Below are 21465 nucleotides of genomic sequence, written 5' to 3'. Positions count from 1 at the left end.
AATTATAAAGCTTGAATAAGATCAGCGACGGTTTGAGTCGCTTGAGGTTGAGCGTGTTGACGCGCCTTGACTGCCATTTCAGACAATAACTGACGATTCATCAATCCACTCAAAAGAGTATGTAAATATTCTGGGGTCATGGCAGATTGTTGGCAAATCTTTGCCGCGCCAATATCTGCCAGAAATTTAGCATTGGCGGTCTGGTGATCATCTACAGCAATCGGCAGCGGTACAAAAACAGCCGCCACACCTGCGGTCGCGACCTCAGTCACGGTCAAAGCCCCTGCACGGCAAATGATTAAATCTGCTTCACTATAGGCTTTTGCCATATCTTCAATAAACGGCATGACCTTCGCAGTTAAATGTGCGGGTGCATCCACATAACGTGCTGTGGTTTCATCGAGCTGTTTTTGACCACATTGATGAAACACATTCAGCGGCATATCTAATTTTTTTAATGCTTCTGGCAACCGTTCATTTAAGGCTTGCGCACCCAATGACCCACCCACAATCAGAATATTTAAAGGCTGATTGTCTTGCGCTCTGGTGTCATAACGCCATTTTGGGCTGAGGATTTCTGCAATTTCTTTACGTACAGGATTGCCCGTAGTGACCACTTTTTCACTGGCAGTAAAAGTGTTTGGAAAGGCCTCACAGACTTTGCTGGCAATACGCGATAGTTGTGAATTGGTAAAACCAGCGACGGCATTTTGCTCATGAATCAAGATAGGAATCCCCAAAATACGCGCAGCCAAACCACCCGGCCCTGCCACATAACCGCCAAAGCCTGCGACTGCATCGATTTTGAGTTGTTTCATATAGCGCATCGCGCTCAAGGTAGCTTTTAAAATTTTAAACGGAGCCAATAATTTGCGTACAGCACCATTACCGCGTACACCTTGGATATCAATTCGATAAAGCGGAATATTTTGATCTTTGAGTAATCGGTTTTCCATGCCTGCTGGTGTAGCGAGCCAAGAAACCTGACAACCTTGTTGTTGTAGTTCTTTGGCCACGGCCAATGCAGGAAATACATGACCGCCCGTACCGGCCGCCATCATCATGACATGTTTAGGTGTGTGCTGTGGTGAATCGGTCACGGTGTAATTCTTCAACTCAAAAGAAAATAGGGAAATCACATCTATTATTTTAGCGATCCATTTTAATCCTAAAGCAAGCAGAACGGAAAGCAAATTTCACGTGTTTGCAACATAAAGCGCTGCTTTTTTGCCTTGTTTTCATTTTAAGGATGTGGCAAATGAGAATAGATATAAATTGATGAATTTTTTAGGACAACATGGATGATATTCGAAAGCTGATGTCGAATATCATCTTGATTTTGGTGAATTAACGACCTGCTTCTAGCACATCAAATAAAGTATCAGCAATCGATGTACCATATTGCGCATCAATCTCACGGATACAGGTTGGACTGGTGACATTAATTTCAGTGACATAATTGCCAATCACATCTAGCCCGACAAATACCAAGCCCTTTTCACGTAGGAATGGCCCAACTTGGGCAGCAATCATTTTGTCATTTTCAGTGAGTGGACGTGCTTCACCCAACCCGCCTGCTGCCAAGTTCCCGCGTACTTCACCATTTTGCGGAATACGTGCCAAGCAATATGGAATCGGTTCGCCATTGACCATCAAGATGCGTTTATCGCCATCGACGATTTCTGGAATATAACGCTGCGCCATGATGGGACGTGTGCCCATTTTGGTCAACATTTCCAGTGTCGAACCAATATTCACGCCATCTTGGTATAAACGAAAAATCCCCATGCCGCCCATACCATCCAGCGGTTTTACAATCACATCGCCATGCGTTTTGATAAATTCACGAATCAGGCTTTGTTGTGACGTGACCAAGGTCGGTACTTGTAACTCTGGAAACTGCGTAGCAAACAGCTTTTCGTTACAGTCGCGCAAGGATTGCGGTTTATTAATAATCCACGCGCCTTCACGTTCTGCTTGTTCTAAAATATAAGTGGTATACACAAAGTTCATGTCGAACGGTGGGTCTTTACGCATTAAGACCACATCGTAATCAGCCAATGATTCTTTGCGCTTCTCGCCCAGCTCATAATAATGGTTGTAATCTTCAAAAACTTGAAGTGGCGAGATCAAACCAAAGGCTTTGCCTTGATCGATATATAAATCGTGCTGTAATGCATAGCCCAATTCATGTCCGCGACGGCTGGCTGCCCATAACATCGCCATCGTAGAATCTTTCTTGAGATTCACTGTTTCAATTGGGTCCATCACGACAAGTACACGCATCACCAGCTCACTCTTTATTTTCAATTGGATTGATTATAAACGAGCTTTGCGCGTGACGTTTAGTATTTGAGTGAATAAGTAGAGCATGCTTAGTGCATACTGGAAATAAGACGAGAACTTTATTCGACATAGGCATCAACAGATCACACTATGGGTTGCGGCAACTGCAAAATGCATCTTCTAAAACTGGGCATTTTATTTTGGAGAAATCTGATATATCTATTTGAGACTTATATGCCGAGTTCGTCACCGATGGACTATAATATAAATAGAAACGTTGTCATAAATTCAATATTGCTCAATTAGATATTACTAAACAATGACTTGACGAAAGCAAAATCAAAACAATTGTGGTTTAATAAACAWAYCATTGCATTAGACCTCTTTTATTATTGTTTAAACCCTGTTCCTGTTTATTTTTCTCCCATAGGAAGAAATAAAAGCCACTGATAAAAGACAGACTGATTCACTGAATTAAAAAAACCATTTGAGCAGTTTAAATGGGTTGACTAGAAAGCACAGTTTAAAATAAAACATATTATTGAATTAAATTGTTTTTTATAAAAAATTGATTATTTATAAAAAAAATAAATATATATATTTAAAAACTTGATTATTTCTGTTTTTAGTGTATAGTCAGCTTAACTAGAAAAAAAGTCTTGTTTCGGTAGATCTTCCTTAAGTATCGCAGTTTTAGTCATAATCCTTCGTTGTTTAGATTTTAAGTCTCATTCTTTATTATTTCGAAGTTATAATCGGTCAATAAAACGACTCAAATTTTTTTAAATTAGTAGGATATATTATGTCAAACTCAGCTATTGTTAAAGGTACTGTGAAGTGGTTTAACGAAACTAAAGGTTTTGGTTTCATTCAACAAGAATCAGGTCCAGACGTTTTTGCCCATTTCAGCGAAATCGCCAGTTCAGGTTTTAAAACCTTAGTTGAAGGTCAGCAAGTTGAATTCAGTATAGCGCAAGGTCAAAAAGGACCGACTGCTGTAAATATTGTGGCTATCTAAAATATTTATAGCTTCATAGTAAAGTAATAAAAAGTACTTATACGTATTTTTTATTACTTTAACTTCTATTTTCAAAATTAAAAATCTCTAAAATCTAAAAAAGGATATCCATTGTTAAAAATAAATAATTTAATTGCAAAATCTAAAAATGGCACTGAAATTATTGTTTCATTAATTCCCCTCAATAAAATGCAAAATACACGTCAAGGTTTTAAACAAATTGAAGTCGGTAAAAGAGTTTTGCTAGAATCTGGTATCGAAGTTGATTTAAATTTGGATGGTCGTACCTTTTACACCTCTCCAAATCAATTATTTAAATTAGACCAGAAAGTTTCTTACAGATAAAATTAATAAACATCAATCAATAAGTTTTTACGATTTTGATTTCATCATTTTTCAGTCATTATTTACCAAAATTCATGAACTAAACTCAATAAAAAAGGAAGCGTTCGCTTCCTTCTACCAGCATCCAAAAATTAGATGCCATACTTCACACGATAGTCTTCCATATTTGCCAAAGCCTCTTTCTCACCTTTGGCATCCAAAAAGTCCATCAAATCTTTCATAGTAATCAAAGCATGTACAGGGATTTCCAATTCTTTTTGTACTTCTTGAATCGCAGACAAATCACCTTGCCCACGTTCCTGGCGGTCTAAAGCGACCAAAACCCCTGCAATGGTTGCGCCTGCATTTTTTAAAATAGTCACCACTTCACGAATTGCAGTCCCTGCCGTGATCACATCATCAATGATCCAGACTTTTTGACCCGCCACCGCAGCACCGACCAACACACCACCTTCACCATGGTCTTTGGCTTCTTTACGGTTAAAACCCCATGGTACGCTTTTAGCATGCACTTGAGACAAGGCCACAGCCGTTGCCGCCACAAATGGAATCCCTTTGTACGCAGGTCCAAAAATCACATCGACATTTTGACATTGTACAAGTTTATCAGCATAGCCTTGAGCCAATAGCGACAATGCTTCACCATCGTTTAACAAACCTGCGTTAAAAAAATACGGACTGACACGTCCTGATTTTAGGGTAAACTCACCAAATTTAAGCACACCGCGTGATAACGCGAGTTCAATAAAGGCTTGCGGGTTAAAAGACGATGGCGTTGTCATAGGTGCTCCAGATTCATCAATTGAGGTCAAACTTGCGCATGATACCAAAGGATCGCTATCCAAGTGATGTAAAAATTCTACGTGTGGTTTCAATTAACGTAAATGGCTTACGTTCATCTGTGACCAAAGGACTACTCGAATGGCTCGAACAGTCTGAGGCAGACGTGGTGTGTATGCAAGAGAGTCGCATTACCCACGCACAATGGACTGACAAATTTAAACCAGAGGGTTGGTACACCCACCTGTTTCCTGCCGAACGTGCAGGCTATGCAGGCACCGCCATTTATAGCCGTGTTCCATTTAAATCTGTACAGGATGGATTAGGGTTTGAACTGGCTGACTCACAAGGGCGTTTTATTGCTGCTGAATTTGATTTAGGACTCGATCAATCAGCCTATATCTGCTCACTCTATTTGCCTTCGGGTTCTTCTGGTGATGAAGCTCAGGCACGTAAAGATGTGTTTTTAGAGCAATATGCCCATATTTTAAAACAATGGCGTACTGAGAATAAATCGATCATCATCTGTGGTGACTATAACATCGTGCATAAGCGTATTGATATTAAAAACTGGTCAGGCAATCAAAAATCCTCTGGCTGTTTACCACATGAACGTGCATGGCTCGATCATATCTATGATGATTTAGGTTATGTCGATACGTTCCGTGAAGTCCGTCAAGAAGCAGAACTGTACTCTTGGTGGTCAAATCGCGGGCAAGCCCGTGCTAAAAACGTCGGGTGGCGTATTGATTATCATGCCTGCTCACCTGACTGGAAAGAGCGCACAGTCAATGCTTGGGTCTATAAAGAACAATGGTTTAGCGACCATGCACCTGTAATTATTGACTATAAAATCGGCTAAAAACAAGTACACTTGTACACTCAATTAATGGTTATTACCTACAATTGTTGTGGAAATTGTATATTTTTCTTACAGCCGTTTAAGCGCATTATAGCTGCACGGCACAGGGACATGTCAGGATGACAAAAGGATAGGACGCCGTAGGAAGGAAAATATAACCTAGTTTGGTTATTCAGGGATGTGACAATGGACGTTGGACTGAGACCCGCATAATCAGGATGATTAAATGCGGGTTTTCTCTTTTTTGCATCCACTGCTTTATTTATATTTTTTCTTAATTCTTTGATCACCATCATAGCCAAAACATATGTCAATATGATGACATTGGTTCTATTTGACAAGTCTTTGGGTTTTCACATTTTCTGATATTGTTATCTTCAATATTGACCAGCTTCAACACAGACTAGAGCTTTGTGTGTTTTTTGGGTAGGCTATGACGCATTGTCATTGATATAGCTCAAGTATATGTTCAAAATTTATGGAATCAAAAATTGCAACTCCATGAAAAAAGCCTTTGATGCACTGAATGAAAAAGGCTTAAGTTATGAATTTCATGATTATAAAAAGCAAGGAATTGATGCTGAAACACTTAAGGTCTGGCTGGAAAAAATTGGGGCAGACACCCTCTTGAATAAAAAAGGTACGACATGGCGCAAGTTATCTGCCGATGAACAACAATTTGCGCTCAGCAATGAAGCGAATTTGATCGAGACGTTAATTGCCCATCCAAGCTTGATTAAACGTCCTGTTTTGCAGACCTCTACAGGTTATCTGGTCGGTTTTGATGAAACTGCTTATCAACAACTTGCAGCGTCTTAAAAACTGCAAAAAAAATAGCCGAATCTTAATTCGGCTATTTTAAATGATGTAGCGAAGATTGGATCAGTTAGCACGAATCCAAGTCTGATTACGACCAAGCGCTGAAATGCCGATATAACCACGAATATTCAGTTTTTTACCACCTTCAGCCAACTCACCTTTGAGCTTATAGGTTTTACCGGTTTTAGGATCAAGAATTGATCCACCATCATAGCTTGTGCCGCCTGTATTTTTCAGGTTATGTACAATGGTGACACCTTTGAGTGATTTGTTCTTGTATGGACCTTCACATTTCGTACAAGAATTTTCTTCACCTGGGGTTAATACATTTTGAATTGTCGCAGACAACGTGCCATTTTTTTGCTCAGTGAATTTCACAATCGCTTTTGGCTGTTTCGTTTGATCATCAATCGTCTTCCAAACCGTACCGTTCAATGGATCAGCAGCATTTGCCAAAACTGTCGCACCAAGTAATCCAATTGCCAATGCAAATTTTTTCATTTTTGTTTAGTATCCCTAAGTCTTTATTGACCTCTTTAGTATTCAAAACTCACAACAATATTGCAATTTTTGTCTGTGACTAATTAGTGTAGCCTTGTAACTTGTTTAGTTAATTTCGCACGATTTTTAGAATTAGACCTCAACTATGAAAAAATGATGAAGATAAATACCATGTGGAAACAATATATTACCGAAGCTTTTTTAAAAACAGTCATTCGCACCCCAAGCCAGTTCAGTTTACCGCCCAGTACGACCAGAACAGCACTAGACCAACTCTGTCGAATTTTTCCAGTCAATAAAGAAGTACACATCCGTCCAATTCGTTTGGCAGGAATCAAAGCAGAGGAAATCAAACCGCAATCGTCTTCTACTCAACTTATTTTTCATATTCATGGTGGCGCGTTTTTTTTAGGTAGTTTAAACACACATCGCGCTTTTATGACGGATATCGCCGCTCGTACTCAAATGCAGGTGATCCATGTGGATTATCCTCTTGCACCTGAAAGTGGCTTTCCCAATGCTTTAGACGCACTGTATGATATTTATCAGTTGTTATTGGATCAAGGTATCCAAGCCAAAGATATTATTCTGTCTGGCGACTCCTGTGGCGCCAATCTGGCTTTGGCACTTTGTTTACGCCTGAAAGAAAATCAGGATGAACAGCCTAGTGGTTTGATTTTAATGTCGCCATTTTTGGATTTGACTCTGAGCAGCGAGTCATTACGTTTTAATCGAAAACATGATGCCCTCCTTTCGATTGAAGCATTAGAAGCAGGTATTGATTATTATCTCGGTAATCGTATTGCGACCGACAATCCCCAAGTTTCTCCATTATTTGATGATTTATCAGGATTACCACCGACATTGGTACAAGTAGGTTCTAAGGAAATTTTACTGGATGATGCCAAGCGTTTTCGCGATCAGGCAAAACAAGCAGGGGTAGATGTAGAATTTAAGCTCTACACAGGGATGTGGCATAATTTCCAAATGTTTAGTGCTTGGTTTGATCAAGCCAAGCACGCCCTAGCGGATATTTCTGAATTCGCTCATCAATTAGACAAAGATTAATGCGTAAAACATTTCATTGAATAAGGTCGTTTTATTCAATGAAATGTACTTTTTAAGGTCTTATTATTTCTACCAAATGATCAAAATTAAAATAATATAAGTCGCTATAAAATACATGAACAATAAAATATCGGTATGAATTTTATCAACTTTTTTAGACAAAGATCAATTTTCATACAGATCTAAGTATGTTATCTTAAAATACAAAATCGAAGATACACCCAAAACATCACAATAATTAAAATTTTAACGACTTTAACACGGCACTTCATTTTTCGATGATATTGCCAAAGGTATATGCAAATGAAACAACGACTGATCAAAGCTGTTTTTGAAGATAATGTCGTCATGAACTGGTCGACTGTGCAAAAATGTAGCCTAATTTTAATCTTGGCATGTGGCATGCACCTCACCTGGATTATCTGGAAAATTTATATTCTGTTGCAGCCCCAATACTGGTTCATGATCAACATGTCATTGTTCAACATCAGCTTTTGGGTTGATGTGATTGGATTGGCTCTGTTTGTACTTCTGCTTTTTCCCACCCTTTATTACCGTGATCGGAATTGGGTGCAACTGTTCATCCCATGGTTAAGTATTGGTCTGTTTACCTTAAGCTTGTGCCATGCAAGTTATTTAGTCGGAACACTCAGTCCTGCAACTATGATTGGTTATGTGAGTATTGTTGGGGTAGGTTTGGTTCTTTTTCAGCGCCGTCTAATTTATGTGGCAATGATTCCTGCAAGTATTATGTTGTTTGGCTGTACCTATTTATCGAGTCAGGGTTTGATCCCCTATGCGCCACTTTTCCATGTCGTGCCTTCTGGAGAGTCTATATTTATCCAGCCTTTCTGGGTCAATACCATGTTATTTTTTAGTGCTCCAGTGTTTCTGACATGTTTGTTGTTATTTGAAATTTTACTCACCCAATGGCGTAATCGTGAAGAGTATATTGAACGTCTCAGCCAAATTGACCCCTTAACCTGTGTACTCAATCGGCGCAGTATCAATCTTTGCCTGCAAACATTGCATCAGAACTTACTCAACTCAAAATCCTGCTATGCTGTTATTCTGCTCGATCTTGATCATTTTAAACAGGTGAATGACCGTCACGGTCATCATATCGGCGATGAGGTATTGGTCAAAGTTGCCAATTGTCTATCAAGTCATTTACGACATCAGGATTATATTGGACGCTTCGGCGGAGAGGAATTCATTTTATTGCTTCCCAATACGCCTTTAGCACAAGTACAAAGTGTTGCAGAACGTTGCCGAGTGGCGATTCAGAAATTATCGATTCGCCTGAAAGACCAAAGCGAAATTCGTATCAGTGCAAGCTTTGGCATCGCCATGTCTCAGTTTAACGCCGACCCAAAAGAAATTTTAAAACAAGCAGATCAGGCGTTATATGCAGTCAAAGCGACAGGGCGTAATCAGGTACAATGCTTTTTTGATTTACCCCAACAGATCAGCTAAACATTAGCCCCTGATAAATTGTTCGCCATGTTGGCGATATGGTTCCTGATTTTGTACAAATTGACGTTCTGCCTGAGCCTGCATAACCCATGCATTGACCGCAGAATTTGCCAATATATTCTGCATATATTGCTGGCTTTGCGCTGAAATTGGTAAACCATAACTGACAAAACGCATCACGACAGGGGCATAGAAAGCATCCGCAATACTAAAATCACCGCATAAAAAACCATTTATTTCAGGTCGCTCTGCCCATATTTCCTCTATACGCGCAACCTCAGCACGTAATGTAGGTAAATCGTTCCAGAGTTTAGTGCCAATAAAGCGTAGATCAGCTTCAATATTCATGCTGCAATATTGTCTTAACGTGGTAAAGCTACTGTGCATCTCTGCACTGATGCTACGTGCGCGGGCACGTTGGGTTTTATCAATCGGCCACAAATGTTTTTCAGCAAAACTTTCTGCCAGATATTCACAAATCGCCAAAGAATCCCATACCACGATTTCCTGATCGATCAAGGTTGGCACTTTAGCGGTCGGACTCATGACTGACATGGTTTTTTTAAACTGCCCATCTGCGGCAAAATCATCAAATGCCACCAAATGTTCATCCATAGGCAAATCAAAATGTTTCATGACCAGCCAAGGACGCATCGACCAAGATGAATAGTTTTTATTGCCAATATAAAGTTCCATCAAGGTTGACTCCTTAAATTATTTAAAGCCTGTAGATGATCGAGCAACTCCGTTTTACTAAAGGCACCCGTCAGACGTAAACGGCGTAATTCCTGTCGTTGCGGATTTAAAAACAGATAAGTTGGTGGCCCTAAAATCTGCCATTGATTCAGCAAAGCTTGATGAGAATGATCATACTGGCTTAAATCCAGTTTAATCAGATAATACGGTTGTAAAGCAGTTTGAACATCTAGATCTTTTAATATGCGATGTTCAATCGGTTGACAAGCCACACACCAGTCTGCATATACATCGATAATCACAATCCGATCATGTGGTGCATGATCCAATAATTGCTGAAACTCAGTTGCCGTATGTGCGACGTGCCAAGTATTTTCGCCTTGTTGCTGATCAAGCTGATACCGTTGAAAATGCTGGTACTGATCGAATAGCACCGCAGGAATGGCAAGTATTAATAACACAAGATACAGCCAACGTAACCGATCATGATGTTTGATCAGACGATAGCCTGCATAACCAATAAAACTCAGCCCTAAAAGCAAACTTAAAATTTGTACCACAATAGCTGGCAATAAAGGCCGTATAAAATACAAACTCAGACCAAGCATGATAAAGGCAAAAATCACCTTGATCTGATGCATCCATTGCCCTGCTTTGGGTAGTACTTTTGCCCCTAAAATCGTCGCCAACAGCAAAGGAATACCCATCCCAAAGCCGAGACAAAATAACAGTAATGCCCCTTGCCACTGATCTTGCGTTTGTGAAATAAATAGCAATGTGCCTGCTAGCGGCGCGGTCATACACGGTCCAACCAATAGCGCAGAAACCATCCCCATGACCGCAGCACCGAGCAGCGTTCCACCACGCTGAACCGATTGAATTCGATCCAGATGATTCATGACACGTTGTGGAAGTTTGATCTCAAACAAACCAAATAGATTTAAAGCGAACAGTACAAACAGCAAACTAAAGGCAATTAAAGTCGCGGGCTGCTGTAACCAGCGCTGAAAATTCAGCCCTGCCGATGATGCAATTAAACCCAAGATCGCATATACCATTGCCATACTACAGACAAAAGTCAGTGCCACCATCCACGCGCGTAGACCTTTACTGTCCCTAACGATGAGTGAGGTTAAAATAGGTAACATGGGCAATGAACACGGCGTAAAAGCCAACAACATACCCAAACCTAAAAATAGCAAAATACCATAGCCTAATGAATGTTGTTCAAGCTTAGAGCTCCAGAATTGATCCTGAGCAACTTGAGTATCTCGATTTGGTTGAGCAAGATTGTTAGGAGCCGTATTGAGTTGTGAGGCTTGAGCAGGTTCAGGAACAGAATCAAGCTGTGAACTTGAGTTTGCTGATTGATTGATGTCCTTTGATTGATCAAGACTGGATGCTTTGGCGACATCCAAAAAGGTTTTTTTGCTCTGCCCTGTATTTTGGATATTGACCAGACCATCCAAATCCGTCTGAAATTCAATGCTTTGTGGAGGATAACAAATTCGGTCTTTGGCACAACCTTGCCACGTCACCTGATAAGTTTGCGAGGGCTGAGTTTTAATCTGAAATTGAACCTGTTGATAATAAACCTGACTCTGACCAAAGTTATCATCAAATTGCTCTACAGCTTTCGACAAATCTAAGGGCAAACGATGGGTGCCCTGTTTGACCTCAAATTTATGCTGATATAAATAATAATGTGGCTGAATCGACCAGTGTAAAACTGCTGTTTTTTGATCAAGTGATTCAACAGAAAAAGAAAACGCATCTTCAGGACTCAACAATGCCTCATTTTTGGCATAAAGCTGTGTCGCAACAAAACAAAGTGACAGGATTAAAAAGTAAAAAAAGCCACTGCGACTTTGAAAATGCGTCATTACTTCCTCAACAACTTAGACTCAATCACTTAGAATAGGTAAGAGAAACCAAAACCACCCTTGTAGTTTTTATCATCTCCATTTAAACCGACACCGACACTGGCATCTAGCTGTGCACGATCATTGATAGCATAAATCACCCCTGTTCCCAGACCATATTCATAGTCCTGACTTTCTGCTTTGCGATAGACAAATTCAGAATAGCCTGACCATTTTCCAGTAATCTTATAACCAATGGTTGGAATCGCAGTCACTGCCCAGTCGCTATTTTGCACTTCGTATTTCATGGTAATCGAGGTTTGTAGCAAATCGCTGTATTGATAAGCCACAGCAGAACTTAAACTATAAATATCATCATGTTCGGTAAACTCATCATTGCCTGTTGCAATCAGCGCTTGTGCCAAAATTGCCATTGAAAGACGATCATCATCCAGATCGATGGCTTTTTTCAAACCTATACTGATATCACCCAAGCCATTGTCATGGACTTTTTTACCTTCGCGCTTGGTCTGATACCATGCTGGTCCTTGCCAACCTAACTGTAATTCTAAATCTTTGGTTAGACCTGTGCGTAATAACATATCTTCATTCAAAGTGACGGTTTTTTCTTTGACACCATCCACCGTCGTTTCGTTATAAGTCGCCGTCGGTAAACCTTGTTCCCACGCTAAGTGACCCACAGGGGTAATCCCTGTACCAAAACCTGAACCAGGACGATCAAAGGAAAAATCAGCAGCAAATGTAGATACAGTTGCCCCCGCAGCCAAAATAAAAGTTAGTGTTTTAAACATGTTCATGGGTACACTCAAAATTCAGTTCATTTTTTAATTTATCTGATTTTTTACAAGATCAGATTTATTCTTTAGACATTTTTGCACCGCGACTGCGCAGGAGCTCAAGTGTCTGTTTCTCTTCTGGCAATGCTTCTGCCCAATTTATTTGATCAAACTCACAATCAAAAAATAAATCACTCACCGAAGATAAAATGGTAAGCCCTTCATCATCGCGAGTATTTGGATCAACTTTCGCATCGAGTAAGCGCTGCACCACAGGCACACAGGCAGAGCTTGCGGCATCCCAAAGTGGCCCATACAGTTCTTCCGAATCCCATAGGTGTAAATTGGCTTTGGCTTTAATTAACTCATCCAAAATATCCAAGTGCACTTTTAAGGCTTGTTGTTTTTCTTCTTCGCTTAATGGTTGATTAGCTTCATAGGCTTCACAGACCATTTCCCACCATTTGAATAGACCATCACTAAATACTGAAATCGGTGGACCTTTTTCAGGGTCAATAAAATTTGGATCAAGACCTGATGCTAACAGGCGCTGTACCTGTTCAAGGTCTAACTCTTCAATGGCCTGAACGAAGGCTTGTTGTTGGGCTGTTAGCATGGAGGATCTCACCACTTGAAAGGGATTTGGCTACTATTATGCCGAAAATCGAGCGCAAATTGATGTTATTTTGAGGTAAATTCATCTCATTTTTCAGATGAGTAGATCGCTACTCATAAAAAAAGCCCCGAAGGGCTTGTTTTAGTACTTATTCTTCATCGGCAAATTCGACACGACTACCACGCGATGGTTCTTGTTTTTCAAAGGTGTGTTCCAAACTACGTTTCAGTTTTTCAATCGCACCATGAATGGCCAAGTCGATATTGCCCGCTTTATGGCTGACTGCAATGGGTTTTAATCCTGCTGGACGTACTTCGATCATACACCGAATATCATCTTCGCCATTCTTTTTTTCCCCGTTTTCATCACTCAAATGAACCGAGAAGTGAGTGATGCGTTCAGCATGGCGCTGAAAGGCATTTGCAAGTTCTGCACGAACATATTCAATTAAACGTTCACTATTATGGATGTTTTTATCTGTGCGGATTTCAATATTCATGATTCCATCCTCTTTGTATCAGTATTTCTATATAACAATCTATGCAAAACTTAATTGGCATACTTTGAGCATGCTGTAATTCAGTGTCGTTGTACATCTCAGTTATGTAATTGGTTGTTATCTCCTTTTACGCTTTATAAGTATTTTGAGTGAATGAAGATCTTCTCTATCTTCAATATCTGTCTATACTCAGAAATATGCAAGCTGATTTTTTAACTTTTCATGACATTTTGATCAAAAAGGATGCATCATTGTGAGTTCTTCATATTTACGCGGCCAAGATCTGATCGATCAGATCCAGAGTGCACCATATTCACGCGATTTGATTGGTTATCACGGTCAGCCGCCGCAGGTCGAGTGGCCCAATCAAGCACGTGTTGCTGTGCAGTTTGTATTAAATTATGAAGAAGGCGGCGAAAATCACATCGAACATGGTGACTTGGGTTCAGAACAATTTTTATCGGATATTATTGGCGCAGCCAGTTTTCCCGCCAAACATATGTCAATGGATTCGATGTATGAGTATGGCTCACGTGCAGGCTTTTGGCGTATTCATAATGAATTTCAACGTCGTGGCTTACCCATGACGATTTTCGGTGTAGGAATGGCATTAGCTCGTAATCCCTACATTGTGGATGCCATTAAATCTGCCAATTATGATGTAGTGTCTCATGGTCAGCGCTGGATTCATTATCAGGATATGGATATTGAAACAGAGCGCATGTATATGGATCAGGCGATTTCAGTACTTGAAGCCTTGTTTGGAGAAACTCCAATCGGTTGGTACACCGGACGCGATAGCCCAAATACTCGTCAGCTTTTAGCCGAGTTTCCACAAATTAAATACGACTGCGACTACTATGGCGATGATTTACCCTTTTGGACAACGCTTACCAATATCGATGGTGAAACACGTCCTCACTTGATTATTCCTTACACCCTTGAATCCAATGATATGAAATTTTGCTCTCCGGGCGGTTTTAATAGCGGGGAACAATTTTATCAATACTTAAAAGACGCCTTTGATGTACTTTATGCCGAAGGTGAAAGTGCACCAAAAATGCTCTCCATCGGTATGCATTGCCGTCTTTTAGGGCGACCAGGTCGTTTTAAGGCTTTGCAACGCTTTTTAGATTACATACAATCACACGATAAAGTCTGGATTTGTCGTCGTAATGATGTTGCCCATCACTGGTATCAACATCATCCATATGCAGGCTAGTTTTTTAAATTTTCACTTGTTGAAAGTTAAAATAAATGAATAGATATCTACATTATTTGATTTTGTAGATATCTATTTCTCTGGCATTGTAATTGCTCGATTTGTTTTATCTTTTGCTTTAAATACTGGATGAATATGGTGCATTTTTCCGAATTTAACCATGCCGCAGCCCATCAAGTAACGCCCTTATTGAGTGCATGTGTACATATTCCTTCTTGGATCGACACTTTGAGCCAGCAACGACCATATGCCTCTGCGCAAAGCCTCATGGATCTTGCTGCGCAACAAAGTCAAAACTGGACATGGACTGAAATTGAAACCGCATTGGCAACCCATCCACGTATTGGTGAAAAAAAAGCCAAAGTTGAATTGACGGAACAGGAAGCTAATTTTTCGGATCGTGAACAGTCTGGGGTCAAACAAGATGAATACACCCAACGCGCACTTTTCGAAGGCAATGTTGCTTACGAACAAAAATTTGGCTTTATCTTTTTGATTAAAGCCGCAGGACTAAGCAGTGAGCAAATTCTCAGTGCATTACAGCAGCGTTTACAGCATGATCTGGAAACCGAGAAAAAAATTGTTCATGAACAACTGGCTGCCATCGCATTATTACGCTTGAGCCAAGGAATACAAGCATGATTAGTACCCATATTTTAGATACACATTTAGGCAAACCCGCCCCTCAGGTTGAAGTCCGTCTATATGATGCAAAAACCCGTAACTTATTAGGCAATGGATATACCAATGATGATGGTCGCCTAAAAGATTTCGGCTTGGAAGAGTTACAAAGTGGCGCCTATTTACTCGAATACGATATTGCACCTTATTTTGCCAAACACGATTTAAAAACCTTTTTCCCACAGGTCACTATTCAATTTTTTATTGAAAATGCAGATGAACACTATCATGTGCCTTTGTTGATTAGTCCATTTGCCTATTCAACCTATCGTGGCAGTTAACGCTATCTTGGGTTGGGAGAATCTTTTTAAAATTCTTTCAACTCAAGCTTGATCGGATTGATCAGATCGATGGTTATCTGCATAAAATGAAATCAATCCAATTTAAATCTTTCACACAGCGCTACTACTCTTAGACTTCGAGACTTCTTTGATAAATTCCTTTTCCCCCTATGGAAGAAAAAAAAAGGGTTTAAACCATGATGAAAGAAGTCTATTTCCCCCAATTTTTAAAAAATGATTAAGTAATTTTTAACCTTTGATCAAATTTGACTTTATTTTTAGCAAAGAGCCTGTATGCTTTACTCGCTTTTTATCTGGGGAGATATTTGCGATGAAATTTCAATTTGGGGTACTTGCAGCCACACTTTTATCCGTTACCAGCATGGTTCAAGCGAAACCAGTCTGGCAAGATTTTAGTATCACGGGTTTGTATGGTGAAAATTACGAAGTTGTGGATAAAGAAGAAACAACGGTCACTTTAGAATACGCCGCTAAAGTAAAATATGCGGATGTTTTCTTTTTCATGGATCGCATGCGCGGCGGTGATGATCATAAAGTCACGTATTTCGAGCTTTCACCACGCTTTAGTTTGAGTGAAATCTCAGGACAATCACTGTCTTATGGTCCGATTAAGGATGTCTTGATTTCAACCACTTGGGAAAGTAATAACGACGACTTTAGTAGTTTCGATAACTTTCTTTACGGTTTTGCAGTCGATTTAAATGTCCCATATTTTCAGTATTTCAATTTGAACTTTTATCGTGCAAATAACGAAAATACGGATGATGACTACCAAATGACCGCAGCCTATGCATTGCCATTTAAAGTTTCATCAGAAGAATTTTTAGTCGATGGCTTTCTGGACTGGTCAACCGCAGAAGGTGATCACGCTAGCGAACTGAACTGGACCACACAATATAAATGGAATCTGGGTAAACATATTTCACCAGATACCCGCTTATATCTTGGTGTTGAGCATTCGGTCTGGAACAACAAGTTTGGTATGAAAGGTCGTGATGAACACAATGTCAGCGCCTTGATTAAATATCATTTTTAAAAATGGGCTGATCGATCTTCAGCGTTTATAAAGCAAGTCTTCGGACTTGCTTTTTTCATATCTGAAGTAAGCATTATCGCTGGTTTTCGACGTATAATTTTGATGATTTTATAGTAGGTTATCAATATGGATTTTCAGTTGCGCCCCGCCACCCAAGATGATTTAGAACAGATTCTTGCGATTTATAATCACGAAATTATGACAGGTGTTGCCAATTGGAACGATCAAGCTAAATCGCTTGAAACCTATACGTACTGGTTTGAACAATTACAGCAGGACCAGTACCCAATGTGGATTGCCTATGATCCTGTACAACAGCGTGTCGCAGGGTATGCCTATTATGCAGCGTTTCGCACGATCAGCGGCTATAAACACACCATTGAACACTCGGTCTTTATTTCACCTGATTACAAACGCCGTGGACTTGGGAAAACCTTAATGCACAAGCTGATTGAACTTGCAACAGCACAAGGTTTTCACATCATGATTGGAGCCATTGACAGTGAAAATACAGCGTCTCTGGTGCTGCATCAACATTTAGGTTTTGTCCAAACGGGCTATCTGCCACAGGTTGGACAAAAATTTGGACAATGGCGTGATCTGGTGTTGATGCAACGTCAGTTAGATGAAGCCTGAGTCATATAATACACATCTGACATAATTTGCTTACTTTGCAAGCTGATCACCGCATGATTATGTTGCTTTGCCAGCTCATAAAAATTTTTAAGCTGGCCAAATAACATCAGTAGTTCACGCTGTTCTTTGTCGACATCTTTGCCCCATTGAAACGGGAAAAGCTTATGTTGGTTTAACCACGCTGGATCATAACGATGTTTAAAATCATCCATCGAAATCTGCTCTAATGCTTTGGCAATCTCATCAACTTCAATCACAGGATTGTATCGTACATGAGCCACACTCAAAGAAGGATGAGAAAAAGCATATTCGGCTTCTATCGCAAATTGAAGCGCATGTTGTTGGTCTAGATCTTTGGTTAAGAGCGCATGGAGTGCCTGCCATGTTTCGCCCAGATTCAATTTTGAACGAATCGAGGTCGCATGATAAATCTCATCTAAGCTTTCAGCTTCAATCATTAAAATTTCGAGATCATTGGGTTCTATTGCAAGCAAGATCGCATTCATTATTATGTACTCATATCATCGTTATTTGTCTTTAGCTTAACGTGACTGAAATACGAAGTGCTTAACGATTTGTCATACGATAATTACCAAATGTAAAAAAGACAGTCGAAGCTGTCTTTAAAATGAATCTTCAAGAGACTTCTTTCATCAGCCCCTTTTATTTCTCCGTATCGAAGAGAAATCAACAGGGTTTARACAAGGATGAAAGAAGTCGAATCACAGCGCATTAATCCAGCGGATTACCTACGATATTATTAATAATACCGCGCATGATATGTGGACCTTGTTCCTGACGCAGTTCTTCATACCAAGACAATGTCACCTGTTCATCTTTCATATGGGTTACATCACAACGCTTACGGGCGCGCAAAACTAGCTCATTGGCACGTTCATTCCGTTTGTCCTGATAACGGCGTAATGCATCACTTACCCCCAATGTATTGATCTGGAGCGAACGCGCCAGATAAATCGCATCTTCCATCGCCTGACACCCCCCCTGACCAATATCAGGTGTAGTGCTATGCGCGGCATCACCGACAATGACCACACGCCCTTTATGGTACTGGGTAAACGGTTCGATATCACAAATTTCAACGCGATTGGTTTTTTGCGGATCCAGACGTTCAATCAACTGTTGAACAGGTGCGCACCAGCCTGTGAAATAGCCCTTTAAAGTTTCTTGATATTGGGCTTTATTATTTTCAAGCCCCGCGTCTAATGGCACATCTAAAAAGAAATAAAAACGATTATTTGCTACAGGCATTAAAGAGGCACGTTTGCCTTCCCCTACAAAGGTGGTCCATTGATCAGCAGGGGCCAATTCTTCAGAAATGTCTACCAAGCCATTCCAGTTGACATAACCTGCATAACGGCGTTCCACTTGATCACCCAGCACATAGGCACGGGTGATTGAATGCGTTCCATCAGCACCCACTAACAAGTCCGCGCTGATATTTGAACCATCGGCAAACTGGATCTCAACCTGTTCGCCCTGATCCTCCAGTGCGACCATACGTTTGCCCAAATGAATGTCTTCACGACCAAATTCATCCATCAGCATATTTTGTAATTCGGCACGAGAAACAGGATAAGGACGCTGTCCGACTTCATCAATCAAAGGCTGCAAGCTAAACTGGGTCATCACTTCACCAGTCAAACCATCGACATAAGCCAGTTGATCCATGACACCACCGAGCTTGGCCACTTGCTCACCCAGCCCCAAATAGTTCAGGCATTTTACGCCATTTGACCACAATGAAATTGCAGCACCGACAGGAAGAATTTGCTCGGCTTGTTCATAAATCGTGACCTGATGCCCAAATTTTTTCAATGCGATTCCAGTCGTCAAACCGCCCATACCTGCACCGATAATAACAATATTCATTGTGTAATCCCCCTTATGTATCCTGCAACATTATCCGTGTTATAGCTAAAACCATGCCATGTGTAGGGAAATACAGCCTATTATTGGAATTGGCATATACCCTGCATAGCAAAGTGCAATGATGATGCACTTTTTCTCATTCTGAGGTAAAAATGCACCCGTATTCAATTAAACTTTTATCATCTCATTGCAAATAATGGTATATCACTTATGGCTACGCTTCTCGCTCCAGCATTTGAACTTCCAAATCAACTGCATTCCCTAACCAATCTGGCAGATAGCCGTATTGGTGCACAAATTGTTGAATGTTCAGATGAATTTTTTGCAGAAGCAAAACGCATGTTGCAATTTGAAGCGCCTATTTTTGTCGAAGATAAATTCGATGATCATGGCAAATGGATGGATGGATGGGAAACCCGCCGTAAACGTCATTCTGGTTATGACTGGTGTATCGTAAAACTGGGCGTTGCAGGTAAAATCAAGGCAGTAGATGTCGATACCACGTTCTTTACAGGAAACTACCCTGCTTCTGCTTCATTAGAGGGCTGCTATGCACCAAATGATGACACTCAAAATGCACTATGGCAGCCCATTTTAGCCAACAGTATTTTGGGGCCGAGTCAGCATCATATTTTTGATATTGAAAACCAAACCGTGTTTACCCATATCCGTATTAATATTTTTCCAGATGGCGGTGTAGCACGTTTGCGCATCTATGGTGAAGTACAAATTCAAAGCACGAATAGCACAGAAACGCTTGATTTGTTAGCTTTGCAAAATGGCGGACGAGTGATTGCCTACAGTGACGCACACTTTGGTCATCCCCGTAACCTGATCAATCCCGGACGTGGCATCAATATGGGTGATGGCTGGGAAACCAAACGTCGTCGTGCGCCAGGCTTTGACTGGTGTATTTTGGCACTGGGACAAGCAGGGAAAATTGAGAAAATTGAAATTGATACCGCCCACTTTAAGGGCAACTATCCTGCGCAAGTATCGATTCAAGCGGTTTATATTGAAGATGCAACCGACCCGCAACTGATTCCACAAAGTATGTTCTGGCCATTCCTGCTCAATGCTCAGGATATGCAAATGGATCATATTCATGACTATATCAATGACATTTTAGCGCATGAAAAAATCTCTCACATCCGTGTCAATATGATTCCAGATGGCGGAATTAGTCGTATTCGTCTTTGGGGAAAACGGGCTTAAGCCGAGAACAATATGTCAAAAACTGTGATTAAAATTTTGTCGCTAACCAATGAAAACTTCGCCCCTTTTGGCGAAGTGATTGGCTGTACAGGGCATGAATTTTTCCATATCAATGATGCCCATACAGAACGTTATCATGGTCTGGTCGAAACTGAAATTCAGGGTGAAGCCAAGGCAGGGATTAGTATTTTCCGCAATATTAAAACCACCACGCTACCATTGACTATTCAGATGTTAGAGCGCCATCCCCACGGCTCTCAAGCTTTTATTCCCATGCAGGGACAAGCATTTCTGATTGTTGTTGCGCCCAGTTTAAATGCACAGCAGCCCGATATTGATCAGATTCATGCTTTTATCAGCGATGGTTCTCAAGGTGTCAATTATCGTGCGGGAACTTGGCATCATCCATTGCTAACCCTTGAATCTCCGAGCGATTTTGCAGTGATTGATCGGATTGGCTCAGGACCTAATTGTGATGTTTATACTTTCCCTTATGCTGTGATGATTGAGGCTTAATCTTCTCGCATGAAATCCTTATCCACTGCTTTGTACTGGTTTACAGAGTAGTGGTTTTCTTTATAAACAAAGAATTTTAGAATAAATATTTAAACGACACTTGCTCAAGAATGAAAATAAAATATTCGCTTTTTGCATGCTTAACCTGTGGCCTTTTGGTTTCACCGCTTAGTTTTGCCGAACTCAGTTTTGAACAAGAATTACAGCAAGGCTGCGCCAAAGTCAAAAGTGATGCGCTTTTGGGTAAAAAATACTACGACCAAAAGCAATACGCCAAGGCTATTGAATATTTTGAACATCAGGCCGCATGGACACAATTTTGCCAGTTCAATGCGGAAGATA

Annotated in this window: 24 protein-coding genes and 1 pseudogene; 14 read left to right on the top strand and 11 right to left on the bottom strand. The window is 40.5% G+C overall.

Translation table 11 applies throughout. The features are described from left to right. Positions 1-2 precede the first annotated feature (2 nt). Both murG and gshB read right to left on the bottom strand, forming a co-directional pair. Positions 3-1100 (bottom strand): undecaprenyldiphospho-muramoylpentapeptide beta-N-acetylglucosaminyltransferase, encoded by a 1098-nt coding sequence (gene murG / locus JR005_RS05315; RefSeq protein ID WP_218665684.1) that lies wholly within the window; start codon positions 1098-1100, stop codon positions 3-5. Positions 1101-1347: 247 nt separating this feature from the next. Then, positions 1348-2286, bottom strand: a complete 939-nt coding sequence (gene gshB, locus JR005_RS05310; protein WP_218665683.1) for a glutathione synthase — start codon at positions 2284-2286, stop codon at positions 1348-1350. 802 nt (positions 2287-3088) lie between these two features. On the opposite strand from gshB, the gene JR005_RS05305 reads away from it, so the two are divergent. Together JR005_RS05305 and JR005_RS05300 are read left to right on the top strand one after the other, a co-directional pair. Next, a complete protein-coding gene (locus JR005_RS05305; protein ID WP_004985890.1) occupies positions 3089-3304 on the top strand; it encodes a cold-shock protein in 216 nt (71 codons plus the stop codon). Positions 3305-3415: 111 nt separating this feature from the next. Next, positions 3416-3649 (top strand): hypothetical protein, encoded by a 234-nt coding sequence (locus JR005_RS05300; protein WP_004985891.1) that lies wholly within the window; start codon positions 3416-3418, stop codon positions 3647-3649. 131 nt (positions 3650-3780) lie between these two features. On the opposite strand, the gene pyrE is transcribed toward JR005_RS05300, so the two are convergent. After that, positions 3781-4431, bottom strand: coding sequence for an orotate phosphoribosyltransferase (gene pyrE / locus JR005_RS05295; protein WP_049174425.1), 651 nt, complete (start codon positions 4429-4431; stop codon positions 3781-3783). A 38-nt stretch (positions 4432-4469) separates the two neighbouring features. Here pyrE and JR005_RS05290 point away from each other — a divergent pair, with 38 nt between their 5' ends. Beyond that, entirely contained in the window at positions 4470-5291 is an 822-nt protein-coding gene (locus tag JR005_RS05290; RefSeq protein WP_218665682.1) for an exodeoxyribonuclease III, read from the top strand. Positions 5292-5756: 465 nt separating this feature from the next. Then, complete coding sequence (locus JR005_RS05285; protein ID WP_218665681.1) at positions 5757-6110, top strand: arsenate reductase; 354 nt, start codon at positions 5757-5759, stop codon at positions 6108-6110. A 63-nt stretch (positions 6111-6173) separates the two neighbouring features. On the opposite strand, the gene JR005_RS05280 is transcribed toward JR005_RS05285, so the two are convergent. After that, positions 6174-6611 carry a DUF2147 domain-containing protein gene (locus JR005_RS05280; protein WP_004985898.1) on the bottom strand — a complete coding sequence of 146 codons (438 nt, stop codon included), beginning with the start codon at positions 6609-6611 and terminating at the stop codon, positions 6174-6176. Positions 6612-6767: 156 nt separating this feature from the next. Here JR005_RS05280 and JR005_RS05275 point away from each other — a divergent pair, with 156 nt between their 5' ends. Together JR005_RS05275 and JR005_RS05270 are read left to right on the top strand one after the other, a co-directional pair. Further along, complete coding sequence (locus tag JR005_RS05275; protein ID WP_218665802.1) at positions 6768-7679, top strand: alpha/beta hydrolase; 912 nt, start codon at positions 6768-6770, stop codon at positions 7677-7679. 303 nt (positions 7680-7982) lie between these two features. Beyond that, a complete protein-coding gene (locus JR005_RS05270) occupies positions 7983-9155 on the top strand; it encodes a GGDEF domain-containing protein (protein ID WP_218665680.1) in 1173 nt (390 codons plus the stop codon). A 3-nt stretch (positions 9156-9158) separates the two neighbouring features. On the opposite strand, the gene JR005_RS05265 is transcribed toward JR005_RS05270, so the two are convergent. The 5 genes from JR005_RS05265 to JR005_RS05245 form a co-directional block, all read right to left on the bottom strand. Further along, positions 9159-9851: a glutathione S-transferase family protein gene (locus tag JR005_RS05265; RefSeq protein WP_218665679.1), complete on the bottom strand. Its 693-nt coding sequence runs from the start codon at positions 9849-9851 to the stop codon at positions 9159-9161. After that, positions 9851-11734 (bottom strand): protein-disulfide reductase DsbD, encoded by a 1884-nt coding sequence (gene dsbD / locus JR005_RS05260; protein WP_218665678.1) that lies wholly within the window; start codon positions 11732-11734, stop codon positions 9851-9853. Before dsbD ends, JR005_RS05265 begins: the two co-directional genes overlap by 1 nt. A gap of 29 nt (positions 11735-11763) precedes the next feature. Then, on the bottom strand, positions 11764-12531 hold the full coding sequence (locus JR005_RS05255; protein ID WP_218665677.1) for a transporter: 768 nt from the start codon (positions 12529-12531) through the stop codon (positions 11764-11766). A 58-nt stretch (positions 12532-12589) separates the two neighbouring features. Next, positions 12590-13126, bottom strand: coding sequence for an ankyrin repeat domain-containing protein (locus JR005_RS05250; protein ID WP_004985915.1), 537 nt, complete (start codon positions 13124-13126; stop codon positions 12590-12592). Positions 13127-13274: 148 nt separating this feature from the next. Next, on the bottom strand, positions 13275-13625 hold the full coding sequence (locus JR005_RS05245) for an HPF/RaiA family ribosome-associated protein (protein ID WP_004985919.1): 351 nt from the start codon (positions 13623-13625) through the stop codon (positions 13275-13277). Between the two features lie 253 nt (positions 13626-13878). On the opposite strand from JR005_RS05245, the gene puuE reads away from it, so the two are divergent. The 5 genes from puuE (at position 13879) to JR005_RS05220 (ending at position 17502) form a co-directional block, all read left to right on the top strand. Continuing rightward, complete coding sequence (gene puuE / locus JR005_RS05240) at positions 13879-14847, top strand: allantoinase PuuE (protein ID WP_218665676.1); 969 nt, start codon at positions 13879-13881, stop codon at positions 14845-14847. A 138-nt stretch (positions 14848-14985) separates the two neighbouring features. Next, positions 14986-15489, top strand: a complete 504-nt coding sequence (gene uraD, locus JR005_RS05235; RefSeq protein ID WP_171248824.1) for a 2-oxo-4-hydroxy-4-carboxy-5-ureidoimidazoline decarboxylase — start codon at positions 14986-14988, stop codon at positions 15487-15489. Then, complete coding sequence (gene uraH, locus JR005_RS05230) at positions 15486-15809, top strand: hydroxyisourate hydrolase (protein ID WP_004985925.1); 324 nt, start codon at positions 15486-15488, stop codon at positions 15807-15809. The genes uraD and uraH overlap by 4 nt, the downstream gene beginning before the upstream one ends. A 331-nt stretch (positions 15810-16140) precedes the next feature. After that, complete coding sequence (locus JR005_RS05225; RefSeq protein WP_004985927.1) at positions 16141-16866, top strand: outer membrane protein OmpK; 726 nt, start codon at positions 16141-16143, stop codon at positions 16864-16866. A 126-nt stretch (positions 16867-16992) separates the two neighbouring features. Continuing rightward, positions 16993-17502, top strand: coding sequence for a GNAT family N-acetyltransferase (locus tag JR005_RS05220; protein WP_151721780.1), 510 nt, complete (start codon positions 16993-16995; stop codon positions 17500-17502). Here JR005_RS05220 and JR005_RS05215 read toward each other — a convergent pair. Further along, positions 17484-18008 carry a DUF1877 family protein gene (locus JR005_RS05215; RefSeq protein WP_004985931.1) on the bottom strand — a complete coding sequence of 175 codons (525 nt, stop codon included), beginning with the start codon at positions 18006-18008 and terminating at the stop codon, positions 17484-17486. The two genes, JR005_RS05220 and JR005_RS05215, sit on opposite strands and share 19 nt — an antisense overlap. A 226-nt stretch (positions 18009-18234) precedes the next feature. After that, on the bottom strand, positions 18235-19392 hold the full coding sequence (gene hpxO, locus JR005_RS05210) for an FAD-dependent urate hydroxylase HpxO (RefSeq protein WP_218665675.1): 1158 nt from the start codon (positions 19390-19392) through the stop codon (positions 18235-18237). A 210-nt stretch (positions 19393-19602) separates the two neighbouring features. Here hpxO and alc point away from each other — a divergent pair, with 210 nt between their 5' ends. From alc to JR005_RS14605, 3 genes and pseudogenes are all read left to right on the top strand, one after another. Then, complete coding sequence (gene alc / locus JR005_RS05205) at positions 19603-20607, top strand: allantoicase (protein WP_004985937.1); 1005 nt, start codon at positions 19603-19605, stop codon at positions 20605-20607. A gap of 12 nt (positions 20608-20619) precedes the next feature. Next, a complete protein-coding gene (locus JR005_RS05200; protein WP_005005560.1) occupies positions 20620-21123 on the top strand; it encodes an ureidoglycolate lyase in 504 nt (167 codons plus the stop codon). A gap of 110 nt (positions 21124-21233) precedes the next feature. Continuing rightward, positions 21234-21465 (top strand): annotated as a pseudogene (locus JR005_RS14605) (hypothetical protein); the annotation flags it as partial.

Source organism: Acinetobacter sp. Colony158 (assembly GCF_019264745.1).
Taxonomy (GTDB): Bacteria; Pseudomonadota; Gammaproteobacteria; order Pseudomonadales; family Moraxellaceae; genus Acinetobacter; species Acinetobacter ursingii.
This window is presented reverse-complemented; position numbering and strand designations above follow the sequence as displayed.

Bases quoted from the DNA above. Each gene is read 5' to 3' on its own strand.
- gshB (WP_218665683.1), bottom strand. From the start codon at position 2,286: ATGCGTGTACTTGTCGTGATGGACCCAATTGAAACAGTGAATCTCAAG.
- JR005_RS05305 (WP_004985890.1), top strand. From the start codon at position 3,089: ATGTCAAACTCAGCTATTGTTAAAGGTACTGTGAAGTGGTTTAACGAA.
- pyrE (WP_049174425.1), bottom strand. From the start codon at position 4,431: ATGACAACGCCATCGTCTTTTAACCCGCAAGCCTTTATTGAACTCGCG.
- JR005_RS05290 (WP_218665682.1), top strand. From the start codon at position 4,470: ATGATACCAAAGGATCGCTATCCAAGTGATGTAAAAATTCTACGTGTG.
- JR005_RS05285 (WP_218665681.1), top strand. From the start codon at position 5,757: ATGTTCAAAATTTATGGAATCAAAAATTGCAACTCCATGAAAAAAGCC.
- JR005_RS05280 (WP_004985898.1), bottom strand. From the start codon at position 6,611: ATGAAAAAATTTGCATTGGCAATTGGATTACTTGGTGCGACAGTTTTG.
- JR005_RS05275 (WP_218665802.1), top strand. From the start codon at position 6,768: ATGAAGATAAATACCATGTGGAAACAATATATTACCGAAGCTTTTTTA.
- JR005_RS05270 (WP_218665680.1), top strand. From the start codon at position 7,983: ATGAAACAACGACTGATCAAAGCTGTTTTTGAAGATAATGTCGTCATG.
- JR005_RS05265 (WP_218665679.1), bottom strand. From the start codon at position 9,851: ATGGAACTTTATATTGGCAATAAAAACTATTCATCTTGGTCGATGCGT.
- dsbD (WP_218665678.1), bottom strand. From the start codon at position 11,734: ATGACGCATTTTCAAAGTCGCAGTGGCTTTTTTTACTTTTTAATCCTG.
- JR005_RS05255 (WP_218665677.1), bottom strand. From the start codon at position 12,531: ATGAACATGTTTAAAACACTAACTTTTATTTTGGCTGCGGGGGCAACT.
- JR005_RS05250 (WP_004985915.1), bottom strand. From the start codon at position 13,126: ATGCTAACAGCCCAACAACAAGCCTTCGTTCAGGCCATTGAAGAGTTA.
- JR005_RS05245 (WP_004985919.1), bottom strand. From the start codon at position 13,625: ATGAATATTGAAATCCGCACAGATAAAAACATCCATAATAGTGAACGT.
- uraH (WP_004985925.1), top strand. From the start codon at position 15,486: ATGATTAGTACCCATATTTTAGATACACATTTAGGCAAACCCGCCCCT.
- JR005_RS05225 (WP_004985927.1), top strand. From the start codon at position 16,141: ATGAAATTTCAATTTGGGGTACTTGCAGCCACACTTTTATCCGTTACC.
- JR005_RS05220 (WP_151721780.1), top strand. From the start codon at position 16,993: ATGGATTTTCAGTTGCGCCCCGCCACCCAAGATGATTTAGAACAGATT.
- JR005_RS05215 (WP_004985931.1), bottom strand. From the start codon at position 18,008: ATGAATGCGATCTTGCTTGCAATAGAACCCAATGATCTCGAAATTTTA.
- hpxO (WP_218665675.1), bottom strand. From the start codon at position 19,392: ATGAATATTGTTATTATCGGTGCAGGTATGGGCGGTTTGACGACTGGA.
- alc (WP_004985937.1), top strand. From the start codon at position 19,603: ATGGCTACGCTTCTCGCTCCAGCATTTGAACTTCCAAATCAACTGCAT.
- JR005_RS05200 (WP_005005560.1), top strand. From the start codon at position 20,620: ATGTCAAAAACTGTGATTAAAATTTTGTCGCTAACCAATGAAAACTTC.